The 18,601-nt window shown below is 38.5% G+C and carries 16 protein-coding genes; 5 read left to right on the plus strand and 11 right to left on the minus strand.

Going from position 1 to position 18,601, the window contains the following annotated elements; all coding sequences use genetic code 11:
* Positions 1-23: 23 nt before the first annotated feature.
* The 5 genes from HMPREF9071_RS08705 to HMPREF9071_RS08725 all read right to left on the minus strand — a co-directional run bounded on the left by HMPREF9071_RS08705 (position 24) and on the right by HMPREF9071_RS08725 (position 8,077).
* Positions 24-1,694, minus strand: coding sequence for a DKNYY domain-containing protein (locus HMPREF9071_RS08705; protein WP_009746257.1), 1,671 nt, complete (start codon positions 1,692-1,694; stop codon positions 24-26).
* 37 nt (positions 1,695-1,731) lie between these two features.
* The gene (locus HMPREF9071_RS08710; RefSeq protein WP_009746258.1) at positions 1,732-3,345 is read right to left on the minus strand and encodes a DKNYY domain-containing protein; all 1,614 of its coding nucleotides are present in this window, start codon (positions 3,343-3,345) and stop codon (positions 1,732-1,734) included.
* A 25-nt stretch (positions 3,346-3,370) separates the two neighbouring features.
* Positions 3,371-5,056 (minus strand): DKNYY domain-containing protein, encoded by a 1,686-nt coding sequence (locus HMPREF9071_RS08715; RefSeq protein ID WP_009746259.1) that lies wholly within the window; start codon positions 5,054-5,056, stop codon positions 3,371-3,373.
* A gap of 64 nt (positions 5,057-5,120) precedes the next feature.
* A complete protein-coding gene (locus HMPREF9071_RS08720; protein WP_009746260.1) occupies positions 5,121-6,839 on the minus strand; it encodes a DKNYY domain-containing protein in 1,719 nt (572 codons plus the stop codon).
* Between the two features lie 68 nt (positions 6,840-6,907).
* Positions 6,908-8,077, minus strand: coding sequence for a DKNYY domain-containing protein (locus HMPREF9071_RS08725; protein WP_009746261.1), 1,170 nt, complete (start codon positions 8,075-8,077; stop codon positions 6,908-6,910).
* A gap of 115 nt (positions 8,078-8,192) precedes the next feature.
* On the opposite strand from HMPREF9071_RS08725, the gene HMPREF9071_RS08730 reads away from it, so the two are divergent.
* Together HMPREF9071_RS08730 and HMPREF9071_RS08735 are read left to right on the plus strand one after the other, a co-directional pair.
* The gene (locus tag HMPREF9071_RS08730) at positions 8,193-9,017 is read left to right on the plus strand and encodes a helix-turn-helix domain-containing protein (protein ID WP_009746262.1); all 825 of its coding nucleotides are present in this window, start codon (positions 8,193-8,195) and stop codon (positions 9,015-9,017) included.
* Between the two features lie 80 nt (positions 9,018-9,097).
* Positions 9,098-9,730 carry a DUF417 family protein gene (locus HMPREF9071_RS08735; protein ID WP_009641799.1) on the plus strand — a complete coding sequence of 211 codons (633 nt, stop codon included), beginning with the start codon at positions 9,098-9,100 and terminating at the stop codon, positions 9,728-9,730.
* Between the two features lie 67 nt (positions 9,731-9,797).
* Here the strand turns inward: HMPREF9071_RS08735 and HMPREF9071_RS08740 are convergent, their stop codons facing one another.
* The 6 genes from HMPREF9071_RS08740 to HMPREF9071_RS12605 form a co-directional block, all read right to left on the minus strand.
* Entirely contained in the window at positions 9,798-10,973 is a 1,176-nt protein-coding gene (locus HMPREF9071_RS08740; RefSeq protein WP_009746263.1) for an alpha-hydroxy acid oxidase, read from the minus strand.
* Positions 10,974-11,205: 232 nt separating this feature from the next.
* Positions 11,206-12,033: an ethanolamine utilization protein EutH gene (locus tag HMPREF9071_RS08745; protein WP_009746264.1), complete on the minus strand. Its 828-nt coding sequence runs from the start codon at positions 12,031-12,033 to the stop codon at positions 11,206-11,208.
* A 9-nt stretch (positions 12,034-12,042) separates the two neighbouring features.
* Complete coding sequence (locus HMPREF9071_RS08750; protein WP_009746265.1) at positions 12,043-13,059, minus strand: hypothetical protein; 1,017 nt, start codon at positions 13,057-13,059, stop codon at positions 12,043-12,045.
* A 94-nt stretch (positions 13,060-13,153) separates the two neighbouring features.
* Positions 13,154-14,104: a hypothetical protein gene (locus HMPREF9071_RS08755; RefSeq protein WP_040358491.1), complete on the minus strand. Its 951-nt coding sequence runs from the start codon at positions 14,102-14,104 to the stop codon at positions 13,154-13,156.
* A gap of 14 nt (positions 14,105-14,118) precedes the next feature.
* A complete protein-coding gene (locus tag HMPREF9071_RS08760; RefSeq protein ID WP_009746267.1) occupies positions 14,119-15,087 on the minus strand; it encodes a hypothetical protein in 969 nt (322 codons plus the stop codon).
* Positions 15,084-15,212, minus strand: coding sequence for a hypothetical protein (locus HMPREF9071_RS12605; RefSeq protein WP_009746268.1), 129 nt, complete (start codon positions 15,210-15,212; stop codon positions 15,084-15,086). The genes HMPREF9071_RS08760 and HMPREF9071_RS12605 overlap by 4 nt, the downstream gene beginning before the upstream one ends.
* Before the next feature lie 131 nt (positions 15,213-15,343).
* Between HMPREF9071_RS12605 and der the strand changes: the two genes are divergently transcribed.
* The 3 genes from der (at position 15,344) to HMPREF9071_RS08780 (ending at position 18,586) form a co-directional block, all read left to right on the plus strand.
* The gene (der, locus tag HMPREF9071_RS08765; protein WP_009746269.1) at positions 15,344-16,648 is read left to right on the plus strand and encodes a ribosome biogenesis GTPase Der; all 1,305 of its coding nucleotides are present in this window, start codon (positions 15,344-15,346) and stop codon (positions 16,646-16,648) included.
* A gap of 30 nt (positions 16,649-16,678) precedes the next feature.
* Positions 16,679-16,894, plus strand: a complete 216-nt coding sequence (locus tag HMPREF9071_RS08770) for a hypothetical protein (protein WP_009746270.1) — start codon at positions 16,679-16,681, stop codon at positions 16,892-16,894.
* Between the two features lie 615 nt (positions 16,895-17,509).
* Positions 17,510-18,586 (plus strand): hypothetical protein, encoded by a 1,077-nt coding sequence (locus HMPREF9071_RS08780; protein WP_009746272.1) that lies wholly within the window; start codon positions 17,510-17,512, stop codon positions 18,584-18,586.
* Positions 18,587-18,601 lie beyond the last annotated feature (15 nt).

Here is an 18,601-nt window from a genome sequence, read left to right on the forward strand (position 1 = left end):
TTTGAGTTTTGAGTTTTGAGTTGCTATTGTTGGTTTAATAATTTACTGGCTTGCTCATCAGTTAATGGACACATTACCCCTGTTCCACCTAACTCGGCAAGCCAATACCCCTGGGCATTCTTAAAGAGATAGTAATTAGTACCAGGAGCAGTATCCATACCACAGCCCTTTCGGTAACCTGTATAGATAGCTAAGAGTTCTACATCTTTGTTTTGGAATAACCTTGTGGTACCATAATACCAATAATCTTTATCGGCTAAGAAACCATTGCCCGCTGGGGTTAAGGTAGGTGTATCATACCCCTGAACAACCCGTAGCTTTTCTTTTTCTCCCCATCTGTCGTAATAATACACTTTGTCCTTATCCTTATAGAAACCACTGCCCAAACCTACAAATGTATTGGCATCTGCCCTTTGAGGCGTTTGTGCAACGTATATCTTATTATTAGCTTTGTACAAATTATATGCAAAAGCATCTTGTATTTCAGCCTTTTTATCCATAGCATTATTCACCAAAAATAATTTTCCCTCTTTGAGATCTTTTACTTGTTTTGGGGTCAGATTAGGAAAATAGTCTTTTTTACCTTCTCCGAAAGGATAAAAAGCCTGATTGAGATAGATTACATAAGCTCCCTTGTCAAAATTATAGAAAGTATTCTTCCCAAGCACAGGAGGAACGGTATAGTGGAAAGGCATTTTTTCTTTACCATTGTAATAAATACCTTTTTTATCATACTTAAAATCTGATTTAGGAAGCATTCCAAAGGTAGGAGCATCGTAATTTGTTTTGTAATCAGCCTCTGAATAGACAGTTTTCCCATCGGAGATATACTCACTATTTACTTGGTCAAAAACACGTATATTAGCAAAGTTTTTCTTTTCTATAGGAGTCTTAGCTTTTCCATAGAATATGTGATCTTTGTCCATAGCATAGTGCCTTGAAAGTGGTCTAAGTGTCTTGGCATCAATATCCTCCACCTCTATCCATCTGAGTTCTTCTCCTATAGCAAAAGTAGGTGTATATAGCACATATTCTGAGGTTTTAAAAAGTATATTGTTTATATTTTCTATTTTTTGTCCTTTGTAAGAGACAGGCACTCCCTTATGGTAGGTATTATTTTTATCAGAGATCAGTTCCAAATAACTATGTGTTCTCACAGAAGGGCTATGAGAACCTACTATTTTATTTTCGTAATAATAGAGGTAGTCCTTATCCTTGAAATAACAACCATTAAAATACTCCACCGCCTTAAAGGAAGCTGGGTCTGCCACCTCTATTTCTTGGGTACCTAAAAAAGCCTTTTGATTGGTACGCCATAGATATTCCACCCCCTTATAGACGCCTCCTTCCCCTCTGGGGCGTTCCTTCTCCCCTACTACCTTAAATCCTGTAGTATCAATAGGAAAGAAAACACCTTGGTAATAAATACCATTTTTGTCCATCGCAAATCCATCTCTCTTAAGCTGAAAAGAAGGCATATCTGCCGAGAATTCATGGCGCGTATCACAGGTTTGGTATATCAACCTATTTTGGTTTAGGATATACCCCTCTACATATCGGCAACCACTATTCCAGTTTTGCGATACGTCTAAGCTACTCACCTTAGTGGCATCGGTAACTTGTAGGATTTCTTTTTGGGCAAAAAGATAGGGGCTTACACAAAAAAGCCATAAAAGTAATATAAAAAATCTCATAATAGTTTTGAGTTTTGAGTTGCTGTTAATTTGTTCACTATCTAATAAGCAGATTATGTTCAGTTCCTAAGAACTCAACAAATACCCCGCCCCCTATCTTGACTAACCAATAACCTTCGAAATTTTTGAAGAGATAGAAATCAGAGACAGGCATAGAAGGATGACTACAATAATGGCGATGTCCTTGGTAAGAGGCCAGAAGTTCTACTTTGTCACTCTTTATAAGCCGAATAGAAAAATAATATACATAATCCTTATCCTTTAAGAAAAATTTATCAAAAGCAGTCTTCAAAGAAACTATGTCATATCCCTCTATAAAGGTTATTTTTTGTTGGACAGAGAAATACACTCTATTTTTATCTTTTCCTAATGAATTATATAGTCCTGTATATAGCCATTTGAAAGTAGCTTCGTCTGCACTTTTGGGACAGGATTTTTTTGAAGTTTTCTCCCATAACTGATGTGGATAAATATTTCTTCTTTTGACTTCTTCTATCTGCTCTTGAGTGAGGGTATACACTTTGTCCTTCCAATTATCATACACTTGATTATTATAAAAAACATTCCCCTTAAGATAAGATAGATTCTTTCCCAACCTAACGGGCGCTTTATAATCAAAAGGAATTTTCTCTGACACGTCATGACTTTTGTAGACCCCTTCTTTATCATATAGATAATCGTCGCCTAATATTCCAAATGTCTTGGCATCAAGATTTATTTTTTCATTTCGTTCTCTGAAAATATCCACTCCATCAGTGATATATTCATTAAAAACCCGTATCTTCCTTTTGTTTTTGAGAGGAACGAGTAAGGTATCTGCCTTATAAGTTTGGGCATAATAGATGTTTTTCTTATCCATCGCATAAGTTTCGGATAATCCCTTAAGAGAATATACATCCACATAAGCAGGAAGTTCTACAAATTCATCCTTATGAGTATTCTTATTATTTTTGAATATAAGTGCATAATGAGGTGTTTTAAAGATATTACTTGTCAGCTGTGTTAGACTTTCTCCTTTGTAGGTGAAGACTTTCCCCTTGTAATAAGTATTATTCTTATCAGCGACAACCTCTGAAAGAGAATACGAGGGGCGAATACTTTGAACATCGGCTCCTTCTACTCTTTTGCCACGGTAGTATAGATAATTCTTATCCCTATGATATAAATCATTAAAATATCTCAGACTTTTGAAAGTCTGAGGGTCTGCCTCTGGGATTTCTTCTGTATTGAAATATACTTTATAATTGGTTCTCCAAATACAATCTTTGCCTGAGGGGAAGTACTCCCCCTGAGCAATAGGCTTATCCATGACAGCAATCAAATAACACCCAGAATCAGAAGGGAAAAACTTTCCTTCAAAATAGACACCATTTTTGTCCTTGGCAACAATATTTTTATCCCCTATAAGATAATTATTCCAATCATCCAATTGGAAAGTCTCCATATCTGGATGGATTATTTCTCTTGACTGTTCTTCTTGATAAATTACATAATTATCATTGATAAGATACCCTTGGTTATAGATAAGCTGTACCTCTGCTTTGAGCCCTTCTTTAGTCTGAGCAGGTTTTATATAAACTGTATCAGTATCTTCTTGAGCTACTGCTGAGTATATTCCTATACAGAAGAGGAAAATATAAAATATCTTCATAATAGTTTCGAGTTTCGAGTTGCTATTATTGGTTTAATAATTTACTGGCTTGCTCATTGGTCAATGGACACATTGCCCCCTCTCCGCTTAATTCGGCCAACCAATACCCCTGGGCATTCTTAAAGAGGTAGAAATTAGGAGTAGGGGCGGGATCCATACCCCAGCCTTTCTCATAGCCCTCATAGATAGCCAAAAGCTCCACGTCCTTGCTTGGGAACAACCTTGTAGTACCATCATACCAATAATCTTTATCGGCTAAGAAACCATTGGGAACTACCTTTAGCGAGGCGTTGTCATAACCCTTTACTACTACATATCTATGTTCGCTCCTCCAATCATGTTGGTTATTATCATACCACTCCTTATAGAGCAGATGATAAACTTGCCCTTGGTGTCTCCAAAAGGGATAGGAAAGCTGCTCAAAGCCTGTGGTGTCTATTTCTTTATTCTTTTGTTTATCGTCTTGGGAAGGGAATAATTCCCTTAGGGGTGTGTTTCCTTCTTTGAGCAACGCTAACTGCTGGGGGCTGAGGTGAGGTACATAGAGGCTATCTTCATAAGTCTTATAATAAGCCTGATCCTCATAGACAAATAGGTTCTGATTATCCATATAGAAAAAGTTTTTCCCATACTCAGGGCGGTTTGTATAGTGGAAAGGCAGCTTTTCACCCCATTTATACACCCCATTCTTATCATACTGATAGTAATAATGCCCTGGGACAATCCCAAAAGTAGCCACATCATAGCCAGAGAGCAGCTCTTTTCCTCTGTAGAGCTTGTCCCCATCAGTTACAAAAACTTTAAACAGCTTTATTTTACTCAAATTCTCCTTGGGTATAGGCACTCTAAGGTCTTTATTTTCTAATGGATAGCTATTTTCATCATAATAGAGATGATTTTTATCTATCAAATAGAAATCATTCAGCCTTCGTAAGGTAGGAATATCAAAATAATCAGGGAGTTCCACAAAATAATCCTCCGCCTTTTCCTCATCATCATCTCCTCCATTATAGCGCAATACATGGGTAGTGGTTTTGTATATATTATTCGATACCAGCTGTACCCGCTCCCCCTTATAGATAAAGGGTTTTCCATGGTAATAGGTGTTGTTCTTGTCGGAGACAAATTCCCCATTTGCCAAATCCTTCTGAAGAGTAGCCACATCAGCCCCCTCTACCTTTCGGTCATAATAGTATAGATAGTTTTTGTCCTTGAAATAACAAGTGGAAACCGACTCAAAGGTCGCAGGATCAGAGATAGCAATCGGTTTTGTTCCCCTAAAAGCCTGCTTATAAGTTCGCCAAATAGGTTCTTCCCAATAGTCAGACGGCTTGTCATAGTGACTTATAAAGCCCACTACGCTAAAGCCTGTGATATCTATCTTTATTAAATCCCCTTGGTAATAGATCCCATTTTTGTCTTTGGCTAATACCGATACATCAAGGCGCGCGAAACTCGCCATATCAGGTTTTATGATCTTGCGGGTATCTTTTTCTTGGTAGATGACATAATCCTGATTGATGATATAGCCCTCCACATAGGGGCGCTTATATTTCTTAAAGGAATGCCATAGGGAATCCGTGCGATGGATATCGGATACAAGTATGGTATCTTGTACCACTACCTCCTTTTCGGCTGTAGTAGGGAGTTGCTCCACAGGCTTTTGCTTGCAAGCAACGAGTAATAACGTAAAAAGTAAGAGACGATTCATGATAGTTTTGAGTTTTGAATTTTGAGTTTCGAGTTTTGAGTTTTGAGTTTTGAGTTTTGAGTTGCTATTGTTGGTTTAATAATTTATTGGCTTGCTCATTGGTCAATGGACACATTGCCCCCTCTCCGTCTAATTCGGCCAACCAATACCCCTGGGCATTCTTAAAGAGATAGAAATTAGGACTAGGGGCGGGATCCATACCCCAGCCTTTCTCATAGCCCTCATAGATAGCCAAAAGCTCCACGTCCTTGCTTGGGAACAGCCTTGTAGTACCATCATACCAATAATCTTTATCGGCTAAGAAACCATTGGGAACTACCTTTAGCGAGGCATTGTCATAGCCCTTTACTACTACATATCTACGTTCGCTCTTCCAATCATGTTGGTCACTATCATACCACTCCTTATAAATCAAATGATAAATCTGTCCGTTATGCCTCCAAAAGAAATAGGAAAGCTCCTCAAAGCCTGTGGTGTCTATTTCTTTATTCTTTTGCTTATCGTCTTGAGAAGGGAATAATTCTCTTAGAGGTGTATTTCCTTCTTTTAGCAGCGCCAACTGCTGGGGGCTGAGATGAGGTACATAGAGGCTATCGTCATAAGTCTTATAATAAGCCTGATCCTCATAGATAAATAGGAGCTGATTATCCATATAGAAAAAGTTTTTCCCATACTCAGGGCGGTTTGTATAGTGGAAAGGCAGCTTTTTACGCCAATGATACACCCCATTCTTATCATACTGATAGTAATAATGCCCTGGGACAATCCCAAAAGTAGCCACATCATAGCCAGAGATTGGTTCTCTCCCTTCGTAGAGCTTGTTTCCATCGGTTACCAAAACCTCAAATAGCTTTATTTTACTCAAATTTTCCTTGGGAATAGGCACTCTAAGGTCTTTGTCCCTTAACGGATAGGTATTTTCATCATAATAGAGGTGGTTTTTATCTATCAAATAGAGATCATTCAGCCCTTTTAAGGTAGGAATATCAAAATAATCAGGGAGTTCCACAAAATAATCCTTCGCCTTCTCCTTTTCCTTATCATCATCTCCTCCATTATAGCGCAATACATGGGTAGTGGTTTTGTATATATTATTCGATACCTGCTGTACCCGCTCTCCTTTGTAGATAAAGGGCTTCCCTTGGTAATAGGTATTGTCCTTGTCGGAGACAAATTTCCCCTCTGCCCGTTCCTTCTGAAGGGTAGCCACATCAGCCCCCTCTACCTTTCGGTCATAATAGTATAGATAGTTTTTGTCCTTGAAATAACAAGTGGAAACCGACTCAAAGGTCGCAGGATCGGAGATAGCAATCGGTTTTGTTCCCCTAAAAGCCTTCTTATGAGTTCGCCAAATAGGTTCTTCCCAATAGTCAGACGGCTTGTCATGATGGCTTATAACGCCCACTACTCTAAAGCCTGTGGTATCTATCTTTATAAAATCTCCTTGGTAATAGATCCCATTTTTGTCTTTGGCAAAAATCAGGATTATGTCATCTGCCAATCCCGATACATTGAGGATTGCAAAGCTCGCCATATCAGGTTTTATGATCTTGCGGGTATCTTTTTCTTGGTAGATGACATAATCCTTATTGATGATATAGCCCTCCACATAGGGGCGCTTATATTTCTTAAAGGAATGCCATAGGGAATCCGTGCGATGGATATCAGATACAGCTATAGTATCTTGTACCACAGCCTCCTTTTCGGCTGTAGTAGGGAGTTGCTCCACAGGCTTTTGCTTACAAGCAACGAGTAAGAAAGTAAGAAGTAAGAGACGATTCATAAGAGTTTTGAGTTTTGAGTTATAGGGTTTTAGATAATGACAAGTAAGTGGTCACTTGTCATTAGTCACTATTCATTAGTTGTTGGTTCATCGGTCATCCATTGCCATCGTTTACTGATATCATAGGTTTGTTGCTCATAGATAACCTTCTCGCCTTCTAAGAAAGCATTTTTTCCCCATACGAGCGGAGTGGTATATTTGAAAGGGAGTTTTTCTTTATTCATGTAAATACCATCTTTGTCATAAACAAGATCTCCAGGGTACTCTGGCACTATCCCAAAAGTATGAGCATCATAGGGTGTAGGGTCGCTCCCATGATAAATAGTCTTACCATCGGAGATATAAGAATAGGTTCCAAAAGTTTGTATCCTGTCAAAATCTCTTTTTTTGATAGGGAGTACTTTTTCTCTAAAGAACACATGGTTTTTGTCCATAAGATAATCTGAAGAAGCGCCTGAAAGGCTATCAATAAAAAGTCCCTTAATGGTAGCCACATCCATATAGGATACTTCCTTCCAATAAGGAGCGTCATCTCCCCCAACGTCCAATGTTAAAGCAAGTACATACCGAGAGGTCTTGAAAAAATCCTCTGTCACGAGCTCTACAGGCTCTCCCTTATAAGTGAGGATTTTATCCTTGTAATAAGTATGGTTTTTATCCGCTACTGCATAGGTAATACCAGATAATCTTATATATTGGCTATCAGAACCTTCTATCTTTTTCTCACAGAAATACAAAAACTCCTTGTCCTTGAAATAATAGCATGGAGCACGATAATCATACGCCATTTCAAAGGATTCTGGGTGGGCTACATCCATAGGTTGCGTACCTAAGAACACTTTCTTATTGGTTTTCCAAATAGGCGTATTTTCCTCACTTAGAGGAATATCCTTTACCCCAACTATTTTAAAACCTGTGGTATCCATTGGGAAGAAATAGCCACGGTAATAGATGCCGTTTTTGTCCATGGCAAACCCGTCTCCTTTCCCCTTGAAAGTAGCCATATCAGGGCTAAGGCGCAGTGTGGCTTTCTTGCCCTGATAGAGCACATAATCCTCATAGACAACATATTCTTCACTATAGCTATTACCATATTGGTCAGAGAAATAGCCTTTATAGTCATCTGGGTCAGTTATGGACACTATATGAGTTGTCAAACCCTCTGGGTAATCTTTTTGCTCCACAGGCTTCTGCTTGCAAGCGACGAGTAACAAAGTACAAAGTAAAAGACGGTTCATGATAGTTTTGAGTTTTGAGTTGGTTATTAGCTAATTGACTCATTGGCTAATTGGCTTATTAGATTGCAAATATACTCATTTTTTCTTAATTTTGTACCCTGATAGCTGATTATTTATGACTTACCAGAATATTCATATCAACAATGCTACCCCTGAGGATTTTGCCCAAGGAGCACACACGACCCTATATTATATCTTTCTCTTACAGGGGGATAGCCTCTTTAGTGTCGACTTCAACGACTATACTTCCCAAGGCTATTCCCTGCTGTTCCTCTCCCCCTATCAGTATTTTCAATGGAAAGAAACCGCACCCAAAATGGACTTTATTGCCTTCCATGGGGATTTCTATTGTATAGAGTACCACAAGAAGGAAGTGGCTTGCAACGGCTTATTATTCAACAATATATACCAACAACCCCACTTTGAGGTCTCTCAGGCGGTTTTTGGAGAATTGGAGCGTCTCTTGAAAAAAATGCAAGCCATTGCTTCAGACTCCAATCCTTACCAAATTGCAGTGCTTAAGAGCTACTTGCAACTAATCTTGGCCATCGGAAGCCGAGAAAAGCAGCATTTTTTGAGCCACTTGAAAGAAGAAAATCCTTTGCAAAACCCCGTGGCCAATTTCCAAGAGCTTTTGGAGGCCAACTTTCTCAAGGAAAAGGATATCAGCTTCTATGCTGAGGCCTATCACCTTTCAATCAGTGCTTTCTCCAAGCGTATCAAGCAGTATTATGGGAAGACCCCTTCGGCGCTGCTAAGGGAGCGCTTGGTTTTGGAGGCCAAAAAGCTACTGCACCTCACCCATAAGTCGGTCAAGGAAATCGCCTTTGAACTCTGCTTTGAGGATGCTTTCTACTTCAGCCGTTATTTCAAGAAGGAAGTAGGGGTTTCCCCAAAGCAATTTAGGGAGAGTGTAGGAATTTCGATAGTGGCAAAATAATCTATGTTTGTGGCAAAAAAGTCCATTCTTATTTGGAAAATGCTTTGTATTTTTGCATCCTGAAAATAATACATAGTCATATGCAACAATTATTAGAAAAATTGGCTGGATTACAGTCACAGTTTATCAACTTTATTCGCATTGCGATTTTTATCGTAATGGCGTGGATTGGAGGCCTCAAAGTATGTCAATACGAAGCTGATGGGATTGTTCCCTTTGTTACCAATAGCCCTTTTATGAGTTTCTTCTATGCCAACTCTGGTAAAACCGCTATCGATGAGAACGGTGTTACAGGTGAGGCTAACAAAGGTAAAGAAGTAGCAGAATACAAATTGCACAAAAACCCTGAGGGGAAAATGGTAGCTGCCAATATAGAATGGCATAAGCAAAACAACACCTATACTTTCTCTTATGGCTTAGGAGCGTTCATCTGCCTAATTGGTTTGCTTACGCTTTTGGGTATTTGGTCTCCTAAAATAGGACTTATCGGGGGATTACTTACTTTTGGTATGTCTATCGTTACCCTTTCGTTTCTTATCACTACCCCAGAGGTGTATGTACCTAACTTAGGGGGTGATATGCCTACCCCTAACCACGGCTTCCCTTACCTATCAGGAGCAGGACGCTTGGTACTGAAAGACATTATCATGTCGGCTGGCGGACTTATTGCCGCTTCTGATGCAGCAAGACGCCTATTAGCAAAGAACAAATAAAGAACCATTAAGAAATAAACAGCCCCAAACCACTCGGTTTAGGGCTATTCTTATTTATATCATGATGTTATTTTCTGGTAGGTAGTGGATAAGTTCCCTCTACAAGGATACTCTTATCTACGTCTTGGATATTGCGATGACCAGAGAAAGCCATAGTGGTATCCATTTCGTCATAGAGGATTTGTAGAGCACGAGTTACCCCCTCTTCTCCATAGGCTCCAAGACCATATACGGGAGCACGACCGAGCATGATACCCTTAGCACCCAAAGCCCATGCCTTGAGCATGTTCTGTCCTGTATAGAAACCAGAGTCTATCCATACCTCTGTTTGGCTACCTACAGCACTTACGATATCGGGTAAGGCTTTGATAGTGGAGATAGTATCGTCCATCTGGCGACCTCCGTGGTTGGAGACGATAATGGCATCAGCTCCGTATTTTACCGCTTCTTGCGCATCTTCGGGGGTCATGATTCCCTTAAGGATAATAGGTCCTCCCCAAAGTTCCTTAATCTCAGCTATATCCTTCCAGCTAAGGCTTGGGTCAAACTGTTCTTTTGTCCAAGAAGAGAGTGAAGAAAGGTCGGATACGTTCTTGGCATGTCCTGCAATGTTGCGGAACGTCCAACGACGACTACCAAATACATAACGCAAGCCCCAAGGAATTTTAGTAGAAAGATTAAGTAGATTAGGAATGGTAAATTTTGGAGGGGTAGAAAGTCCATTCTTAATATCACGGTGGCGGTTTCCGAGCACTTGCAAATCCACAGTTACCATAAGAGCAGAACATTTGGCTTCCTTAGCACGGCGAATAAGGTCTTTCATAAACGCACGGTCACGCATCACATAGAGCTGGAACCAGAAGGGTTCTACACCTGCCTCTACCAAATCCTCAATAGAACAGATGGACATAGTAGAAAGGGTAAAAGGAATACCGAACTTCTGAGCGGCTTTGGCCATGTGAATCTCCCCATCAGCCCACATCATTCCCATAAAGCCCACAGGAGCGGTCATAGCAGGGAATTTCACTTTTTGTCCCAACAGGGTAGTTTCAAGAGTACGGTTATCCATATCCACCAATATCCTTTGACGAAATTTGATAGGATTAAAGTCTGTTTCATTCTCACGATAGGTGGCTTGTGTCCAGGATCCTGTATCCACATATTCATAGAACATCTTAGGTACATTGTGCTTACAAACTACACGCAAGTCCTCAATATCAGTCATTTTTGTTAAATCTCTCATTCTATAAATTTTTATTATATTGTTTTTATTAGAAATAAATTCAGTAAAAAAGTATCTTCTCCTTTTCGGTGGCAAATGTAAGAATTTATTTTAGTATATGTCATATTTATTTCTTATTTTTTTTATATATGGAAGAAAGATTCCCCATTCTTTATGATAGGATACAAGTTAAAGTCACTGAATACCTGTAGACGAATATGTAATTCACATCAGTAAGATTTTGGGGTAGAAGCTAATAATCTTTACGATAGGTAGTCTTCCGTCTTCGCTTGAGAGGATCCTTGACCTCGGAGCGGAACATAGAGCGGAAAATCCTTACAATTACCATCACAAGTGACAAAGCGAAAAATATACACAGCACTTGTACCCATAGGGGTAATTCCTTGGTAAGCACTCCATAGATAAGTCCCGCACATAGCCCCATAGTCATAGTGAGAATGACCCCATAGAGCAACCCTTGGGCTAAATAGTTGCCATAGTTCTTCATAGGTCGGTCGGTAAGATAGCCGTAAATTCCCCAATAGGCGAAAACTGCAATGACAAAAAATATAATTAGTGCTATGATTTTCACTACAATATATACATCTGTAACAATGATCTCATCTGTGGAGGCTTTATAGCGAATGTCGTAGGAAGAATCCCCCCCTACATTAGTGGCAAAAGGCAGTGCTCGCTCTAATTCCTGCCCTGACTCTACAGTAAACGTAACCACAGGCGTACCCATTTCTACATATCTTGTGCGTCCATCTGAATCTCTTTCCTCACTCGTATAGGTATCCTCATACCTTACCACCTGAGCGGTATAGGGCTTAAAGTCACTATCAGAAGCCAGCTGATAGAGTTGTTTCACGGTACTTGTCCCTAAAAGTAACATAAAGGGGGTAAGCCCCACCAATAGGGAGATAGGCACCCAGATAAAAAAGGCAGTGAGGCAGCCCGCTTTCCCTTTGTCTTTATCCTTAGACTTACGATTGCTTTTTCTGATAATCAGATATGTAAGTCCTACTGAAATGGCAAAAAACAGGAAGACAATGATTCTATTGATAACTATTTCATCCATAAGCGGTTATTATTGATATATCCTTCTTTTAGAAGGTTTTTCACATTCAGATACAAAAATGGTTTTAGGCTCCACCTTGAGCTTTTTAAGGTCTGTCTGATAACACTTGGGTTGTACAAAGTCAAACCTATAATACTCAATATTATTTAGGGTATCCTTATAGATATTTTTACCTTTATCATACGCTAAAAAATCCCGATTAATAGGATCGGGCTTCACACTACCCCCTTTTATCTTCATAAAAAACGCCTTAGGTTCTTCCAAGTTGGAGATACTAAGGAAGTCTTTAAGCTCCTTATCCCCTTGGTCTCCCGACTTCTCCTTAGCAAAAAGCACCTTTCTTAGCTCTTTCATAGGGATTTTATCAATTCCTTTTTTGAGTTCCCGTATAAGTTGCTTACTGCTCTCTACATCAGCTTGGTTAAAAAAGAGCAAACACTCATAGCCCTCTTTGGTTACCAAAGCGCCTGCCCCATCTATCTGGTATTCTGAAAGTTTCTGAAAAGAAATAAGAAAGTCATTATTATCCTGTAAGTCAATCTGATAGGTATTCTTTAGTTCACCAAAAAGTTGAGCAAACCCGAACGTTTTCAGATCTGTAATCAGAGAAAAAGAATTCCCTACCTCTTCTCTTGAGAACGTATGTACATAGCGAGAAGAAAGACAATTGGGGTTATCATTGAAAACTGAATATGTTTTTCCTTTCTCAAATCGGATATAGTTTTTCCCATCTTCAAAATTAGCAAAACGAATACGGACTTTGTCTTTCCCAATAGAGTCATTCCGCTGCCCATACACAACAAATAGTGGTTCCTTTTTCGGTTTGAAGAGGATGATACCGTCCTTTTGAACCTCATAACTCCCTGGTACAGCTGTCATATAGCCCCAAAGGACAAATATTTTGTTAGGCAAGAGCATAATGCCCCCTCCACGCCCTCTGTAATTGCCTGAAATATCTTTTTCTTGGGCATATACAAGGCTTCCTATAAAAGAGAAAGCCAGCAATAAGAGTATTTTTGTTTTCATGATATCAGTTTTAAAATTTCATCTTTCAACTGCTTGCAATTACGATTCCTTTGAAGATTGGCTAATTAGCCATTATTTCTCTTCTTTGGGAAGGTCATTCACACTCGGAGACAAAGATAGTTTTAGGCGCTACCTTGAGCTGCTTAGGGTCTGTGATGCTCCCCTGTGTCTTGACCTGCAAGTATAGCCTAACTTCATCATCTTCAAAAGGCTTTGAAGTATAACTACCCGCCACTACTCTCCCATCTTTCTTTAGAACAATGAGTGCCGTAGGAGGCTCTATGTTCTCTGCATAAAGGAAAGAGATAGACTTCTGACTTATATCTTTTGATTTTTCTTTAGGAACAAAAAACCTTTTGAGATCCTCTTTAGGTACTTTCTTCAATCTTTCCTTAACCATTTTTAGTTCCTCCTCTGGCCATTTCCCTCTATGGAAAAAAGCCCCTTTTTCCCCTTCTAACTCCATAGGTACGAGCACTACATTTGCCTTCTCACGACTAAGTCTATCATAGTAAATCAAGAAATCATTATACGCTCCCAAGTCAAATTGCAATGTATTCTTAATCCCCTCTCCCTCAAATAAATAAGACACCTCTTCATCATAGTATCCTATATGATGTATAAGAGTAAGCGTACTACCTACCTCCTTCCTGTCAAAGGTATGTATATACTCGTGAGAAAAACAGTTAGGGTGATCATTGAACACACTATAGGTCTTTCCACTCTCATACTGAATATAGCTCTTCCCTTCTTCAAAATTGGTAAAGCGGATACGCACCTTATCCTTCCCAATGGAATCATTGTGATATCCATATACTAAGAACAAAGGTTCCCGCTGAGGCTTTAATAAGTAGACCCCATCGGGTATCTTTTGGTAATAGCCACGAATAACTGTCATATAAGTCCAAGCGGCAAAAGTCTTATTCGGGAAAAGCATAATGCCCGATTCGGGCTGTTTGTAGCTTTCTATTAGTTTCCTATCTTGAGACAGAAGGTTATTGGTTACGAAAAAGAAAGTCAGTAATAAAAGTGTTTTTGTTTTCATAAGCATTTTAGTCATTATTCAGGAAACAATGGTGAGATTTTTATTTTTAGTTTTTTCATATCTATTTCTGATTTTTTTGTATCTATAAGATTATATTTGTGATATGTCCGATCTCGTTCCGCCTCTTTATATATATTTTTTTCTTTATCATAAGTAATTTTCCCCATATATTCATAGGGAGAAGTACCCTCTCTTTCATATTTTTCTCTAAAGATAGTATTGGAATCCTCTATCCCTAATTGAGATTGTACCACCTTCAACATTTCTTTTTCATTTTCATTTTTTTTCCTGATATAAATATAGTTTTTTATTTCCTTTAATGGTGTTTTTTCTATATTAGAGCGTATTTTTGCAAGTGCTTCTTTATTCTTTTCTAAGGTTTCTTCTTCGTTCATTAAAAGAAGTATCTCCATTCCATCTTTATTCATAAAAGCAGCTATACTTTCCCTCTGATATAGAGAATAACTATGACAGAAAATGATATAATCATTATAAGCTGGATTCATACCTACTTCGTAAGCATTTTTTATGCCTACAAACTTCTTATTATATTCTTCAAAGAGGCTTTCCCCTATAAAAGTAATAGATTTCCCTACCTCTTTTCTATCAAAAGTATGTACCAAATCATTATCTTCGTTGAAAACAGAGTAATATCCGCCCCTCTCCAAGTGAATATAGTTCTTTCCCAGCTGAAAATTCACTAGCTCCACCCGTATTTTATCCTTGGATAAGTCCTTATCATTACGCGCATAGACCAGAAAAAGCGGTTCCTTCTGAGGTTGCAACCATATCATCCCATCTTTTTGTACTTGGTAGTCTCCCTTTACCCCTGCCAAGGGATTCCATAGTAAGAACTTCTTATCAGAGAGCAAGAAAAGCCCCCACTTACGCCCTTGGTAGAAACCTTCAAGTTGGTTATTTTGAGCCTGTATAAAGCCTCCTAAAGAAAAGAAAGCTAGTAATAAAAGTATTTTTGTTTTCATAAAGGTAAAGGATAACTAAGCAATCGAATATCGGTAATTATAGAAAGGGTAATAGTAAGACTATCGCCTTGAGTAAGCATCATATAAGAGCAAAGGGCAAAGAAAAAGAGAATCCTCTTTTTCATATAATTAAACTTTAAAAACACTATCCCTATAGCGCAACAAATATAGTAAATTCCTTTTAAAAAAGCAGAATTTCTTACGACTTTATTGCTATGTTTATTTTTTTGACTACCTTTGTCCCAAAATATAACTAATGAGTGCCATTGTAGCCATTGTTGGACGCCCTAATGTAGGCAAATCCACTTTTTTCAACCGTCTTGTTCAGCGCCGTGAGGCTATCGTAGATAGCATCAGTGGGGTTACCCGCGACCGCCATTATGGAAAAACCGACTGGAACGGACGTGATTTCTCCGTGATTGATACAGGTGGTTATGTAGCAGGAGGTGATGACGTATTCCAAAAAGAAATAGACAAGCAAGTGAACCTCGCCATAGAAGAAGCTGATGCCATTATCTTCCTAACCGATGTGGAAAGTGGTATCATGAGTACCGATGAGGAAATTGCCCAGTTGCTACGTCGAAGCAAAAAGCCTACTTTCCTTGCTGTGAACAAAGTGGATAATACCAAGCGAGCCATGGACGCCAATGAGTTCTACGCCTTGGGCTTTGAGGAGCTTTTCCCTATCTCCAGTGTCAATGGGAGTGGCACAGGTGAACTCTTGGATGCGGTGGTTAAGGTACTGCCTGAAGAGGAAAAAGAGGAGGAAACGACCCTCCCTCGTTTTGCCGTAGTGGGGCGCCCCAATGCTGGGAAATCGTCCTTTATCAATGCTCTTATAGGGGAGGAACGCTACATTGTTACCGACATCGCTGGTACTACCCGCGATGCGATTGACACCCGCTATAATCGCTTTGGCTTTGAATTCAATCTGGTAGATACGGCAGGGATTCGTCGCAAAGCAAAAGTCAAAGAAGACTTGGAGTTCTACTCGGTGATGCGTTCGGTACGCGCCATTGAGCACTCCGATGTATGTCTGCTCCTTGTAGATGCCACTCGTGGCTTCGAGGGGCAAGATGCCAATATCTTTTGGCTGGCACAGCGCAACAAGAAAGGCGTAGTCATCTTGGTCAACAAATGGGATTTGGTAGAGAAAGACACCCATACCACCAAGCACTTTGAGGAAGGGATTCGCAAGATCATTGCCCCTTTTACCGATGTGCCTATTATCTTTATCTCCGCCCTAACTAAACAACGTATCTATAAAGCAATAGAGAAAGCGGTAGAGGTATATCAAAACCGTAGCCAGCGTATCAAGACCTCCGAGCTCAACGAGTATATGCTCCCAATCATCGAGGCTACTCCCCCACCTGCTACCAAAGGAAAGTATATCAAGATCAAGTACTGTATGCAGCTACCTACCAACTTGCCTCAGTTTGTCTTTTTTGCCAACCTTCCCCAATATATCAAGGATCCTTACCGCCGCTTTGTGGAGAACAAACTCCGAGAGAAATTCAACTTTGAAGGGGTACCTTTGGATATTTTCTTTAGGGAAAAGTAATGATTTATAAAACCTTATAAAATTAATTCTATGGAAACTTTAATAGTACATGCTGAAATTCAAACCGTTAACATCCCCTTACTAGAGCAATTTTTCAAAAGAATCAATGCTAAAAAAGTTGTTTTTGAAAAGAAAGATCCAACCGAGATGAGTGAAAAGGAATACTTTGCAATGATTGATGAAGCTATACAACAAGAGGGAAAAAAAGTAACTATTGAAGAACTTAGACAAAGATATTTAAAATGATAAAAGAGGAAATAGAGCTAGAAAAGGAAGAATATACATTTGAAGAAACTAAAAAATTTCTTGATCACTTAGAGATTTTAAAAATCTCTAACAAAATAAAATAGAATAAAAAATATGAGAATTATTTTGTTCATCATTTTAGTCCTTGTATTTTATATCTTATCGATAGTAATGTACAAGAAATATCATGGCAAGAAATTACTATTCTATTATCTTGCATGCCTTTTAGGTGCATGCATAATGTATATGCTTAGTTTAGTTCTAGTCGCAAAGTATAGTACGGAAATGATGGATGTTTGCCATGATTTCTACAATTCTATACTTGTTATTATTATGACAAATTTAATAATCATTATAATGGAAGCTCTTGTAAATTTCCTCATTAAGTTCATGATGAGTTTTCATGTAAAATACAATGGTTTTGTTATGAATGATGAACGTATTCAAGTAATAGATAAGTTCAAATCCTTATTCATAAAATGGGGTAGAATCCTTTATCTAACAGGGTGTATAATTTTAATTACAGGATGTATGTTTAGTTAAAGGAGGTTCCTACTGTTTATTGTAAAACTCTCATTATAGAAACGATTTATAAAAGATATAAATAACAAAGAAATGTTTCCCATCCAACAATCTTATTCGAAAGAAGAACAGATTAAGCGTTATTGGAAATGTAACTACACTGCTGCAGAATCACAATTAGCGTATTGGATTCTGCTACCTAAGGACGTAAAACCTGTACAGATTAAAAAGCAACCTATAGAAGGACTTGACATTAATAATATCGGGCAATATGTTAGTGTTGACAAAACCTGTTCGATGTTAGAGGTCTCCGTATATTATGAACATTGTTGGTATGAAATGAACGCAGCAGATTGGCTTGTTAAAAAACTTGATCTGATGGGAGAAAACATTCTTCACTACAGGAAAATTAATGGGACTTCAACAGGAACTTATGCTGATATTCTCACGTCAAAGAAAACAAATAAAGGTGAGAGTGTAATATCTCGCTTTTCTGTACTAAAGGACTATGATCCTGATTTTTCAGGAGCCAATTATTTTATGGTAAAAACATCGTGCTTTGAAGAAGATTATCAAGGAAGGATGTTGGATATGCTCCAAATCACAAATAATTGGGATTTGATAAACAAGACGAATTGGAACATGGCAGAAAATTTACAACCCTTTAGTTTCAACTTCAAACAAAATAATTTCACATTTTATTTCCCAACATCATGGAAGATGTTCAAGGACAGCAATCATGATAATTTGTCCGCCCAATCTATTCGTTTTCTTCTTAAGCATGAAGACGAAGGAAAGAATATAGGTGTAGTCAATATATATTTGTATGCGAAGACAAGCAAAGAAAATTTTGAAAGCATCGCCTCGAACATAGAAACACGTTTAAAAAACATATCAGAATTTGAATGCAAAATACAAAAAAAGGTAGCTGATAATATTCTAAATCCAAAATTAGAAAAAGCATGGTACATTCAAGGAGATTTAGAATACCCTGAAAAACAATTCAGAGCTTTTCTCATGTCATATCTTATACAAAGTAATAGCGGCATCTGTTATATTGAATCAATTGGACCGAGACCCAGCTTAAATAATTATTATTGGGAAGCAAGCAAACGATGTATAGAGTTAATAGTCGAATCATTCAATAACTTGGATTTCTCCAAGGAATAGAATTTGTAAAAGGCT

The organism is Capnocytophaga sp. oral taxon 338 str. F0234, assembly GCF_000192225.1.
Classification (GTDB): domain Bacteria; phylum Bacteroidota; class Bacteroidia; order Flavobacteriales; family Flavobacteriaceae; genus Capnocytophaga.

What these genes read in the sequence shown, in the direction of transcription:
- HMPREF9071_RS08730 (WP_009746262.1), top strand. Translation starts at nt 8,193, where the DNA reads ATGACTTACCAGAATATTCATATCAACAATGCTACCCCTGAGGATTTT.
- HMPREF9071_RS08780 (WP_009746272.1), top strand. Translation starts at nt 17,510, where the DNA reads ATGTTTCCCATCCAACAATCTTATTCGAAAGAAGAACAGATTAAGCGT.
- HMPREF9071_RS08760 (WP_009746267.1), bottom strand. Translation starts at nt 15,087, where the DNA reads ATGAAAACAAAAATACTTTTATTACTAGCTTTCTTTTCTTTAGGAGGC.
- HMPREF9071_RS08735 (WP_009641799.1), top strand. Translation starts at nt 9,098, where the DNA reads ATGCAACAATTATTAGAAAAATTGGCTGGATTACAGTCACAGTTTATC.
- HMPREF9071_RS08745 (WP_009746264.1), bottom strand. Translation starts at nt 12,033, where the DNA reads ATGGATGAAATAGTTATCAATAGAATCATTGTCTTCCTGTTTTTTGCC.
- HMPREF9071_RS08720 (WP_009746260.1), bottom strand. Translation starts at nt 6,839, where the DNA reads ATGAATCGTCTCTTACTTCTTACTTTCTTACTCGTTGCTTGTAAGCAA.
- HMPREF9071_RS08705 (WP_009746257.1), bottom strand. Translation starts at nt 1,694, where the DNA reads ATGAGATTTTTTATATTACTTTTATGGCTTTTTTGTGTAAGCCCCTAT.
- HMPREF9071_RS08750 (WP_009746265.1), bottom strand. Translation starts at nt 13,059, where the DNA reads ATGAAAACAAAAATACTCTTATTGCTGGCTTTCTCTTTTATAGGAAGC.
- der (WP_009746269.1), top strand. Translation starts at nt 15,344, where the DNA reads ATGAGTGCCATTGTAGCCATTGTTGGACGCCCTAATGTAGGCAAATCC.
- HMPREF9071_RS12605 (WP_009746268.1), bottom strand. Translation starts at nt 15,212, where the DNA reads ATGAAAAAGAGGATTCTCTTTTTCTTTGCCCTTTGCTCTTATATGATG.
- HMPREF9071_RS08755 (WP_040358491.1), bottom strand. Translation starts at nt 14,104, where the DNA reads ATGAAAACAAAAACACTTTTATTACTGACTTTCTTTTTCGTAACCAAT.
- HMPREF9071_RS08715 (WP_009746259.1), bottom strand. Translation starts at nt 5,056, where the DNA reads ATGAATCGTCTCTTACTTTTTACGTTATTACTCGTTGCTTGCAAGCAA.
- HMPREF9071_RS08710 (WP_009746258.1), bottom strand. Translation starts at nt 3,345, where the DNA reads ATGAAGATATTTTATATTTTCCTCTTCTGTATAGGAATATACTCAGCA.
- HMPREF9071_RS08740 (WP_009746263.1), bottom strand. Translation starts at nt 10,973, where the DNA reads ATGAGAGATTTAACAAAAATGACTGATATTGAGGACTTGCGTGTAGTT.
- HMPREF9071_RS08770 (WP_009746270.1), top strand. Translation starts at nt 16,679, where the DNA reads ATGGAAACTTTAATAGTACATGCTGAAATTCAAACCGTTAACATCCCC.
- HMPREF9071_RS08725 (WP_009746261.1), bottom strand. Translation starts at nt 8,077, where the DNA reads ATGAACCGTCTTTTACTTTGTACTTTGTTACTCGTCGCTTGCAAGCAG.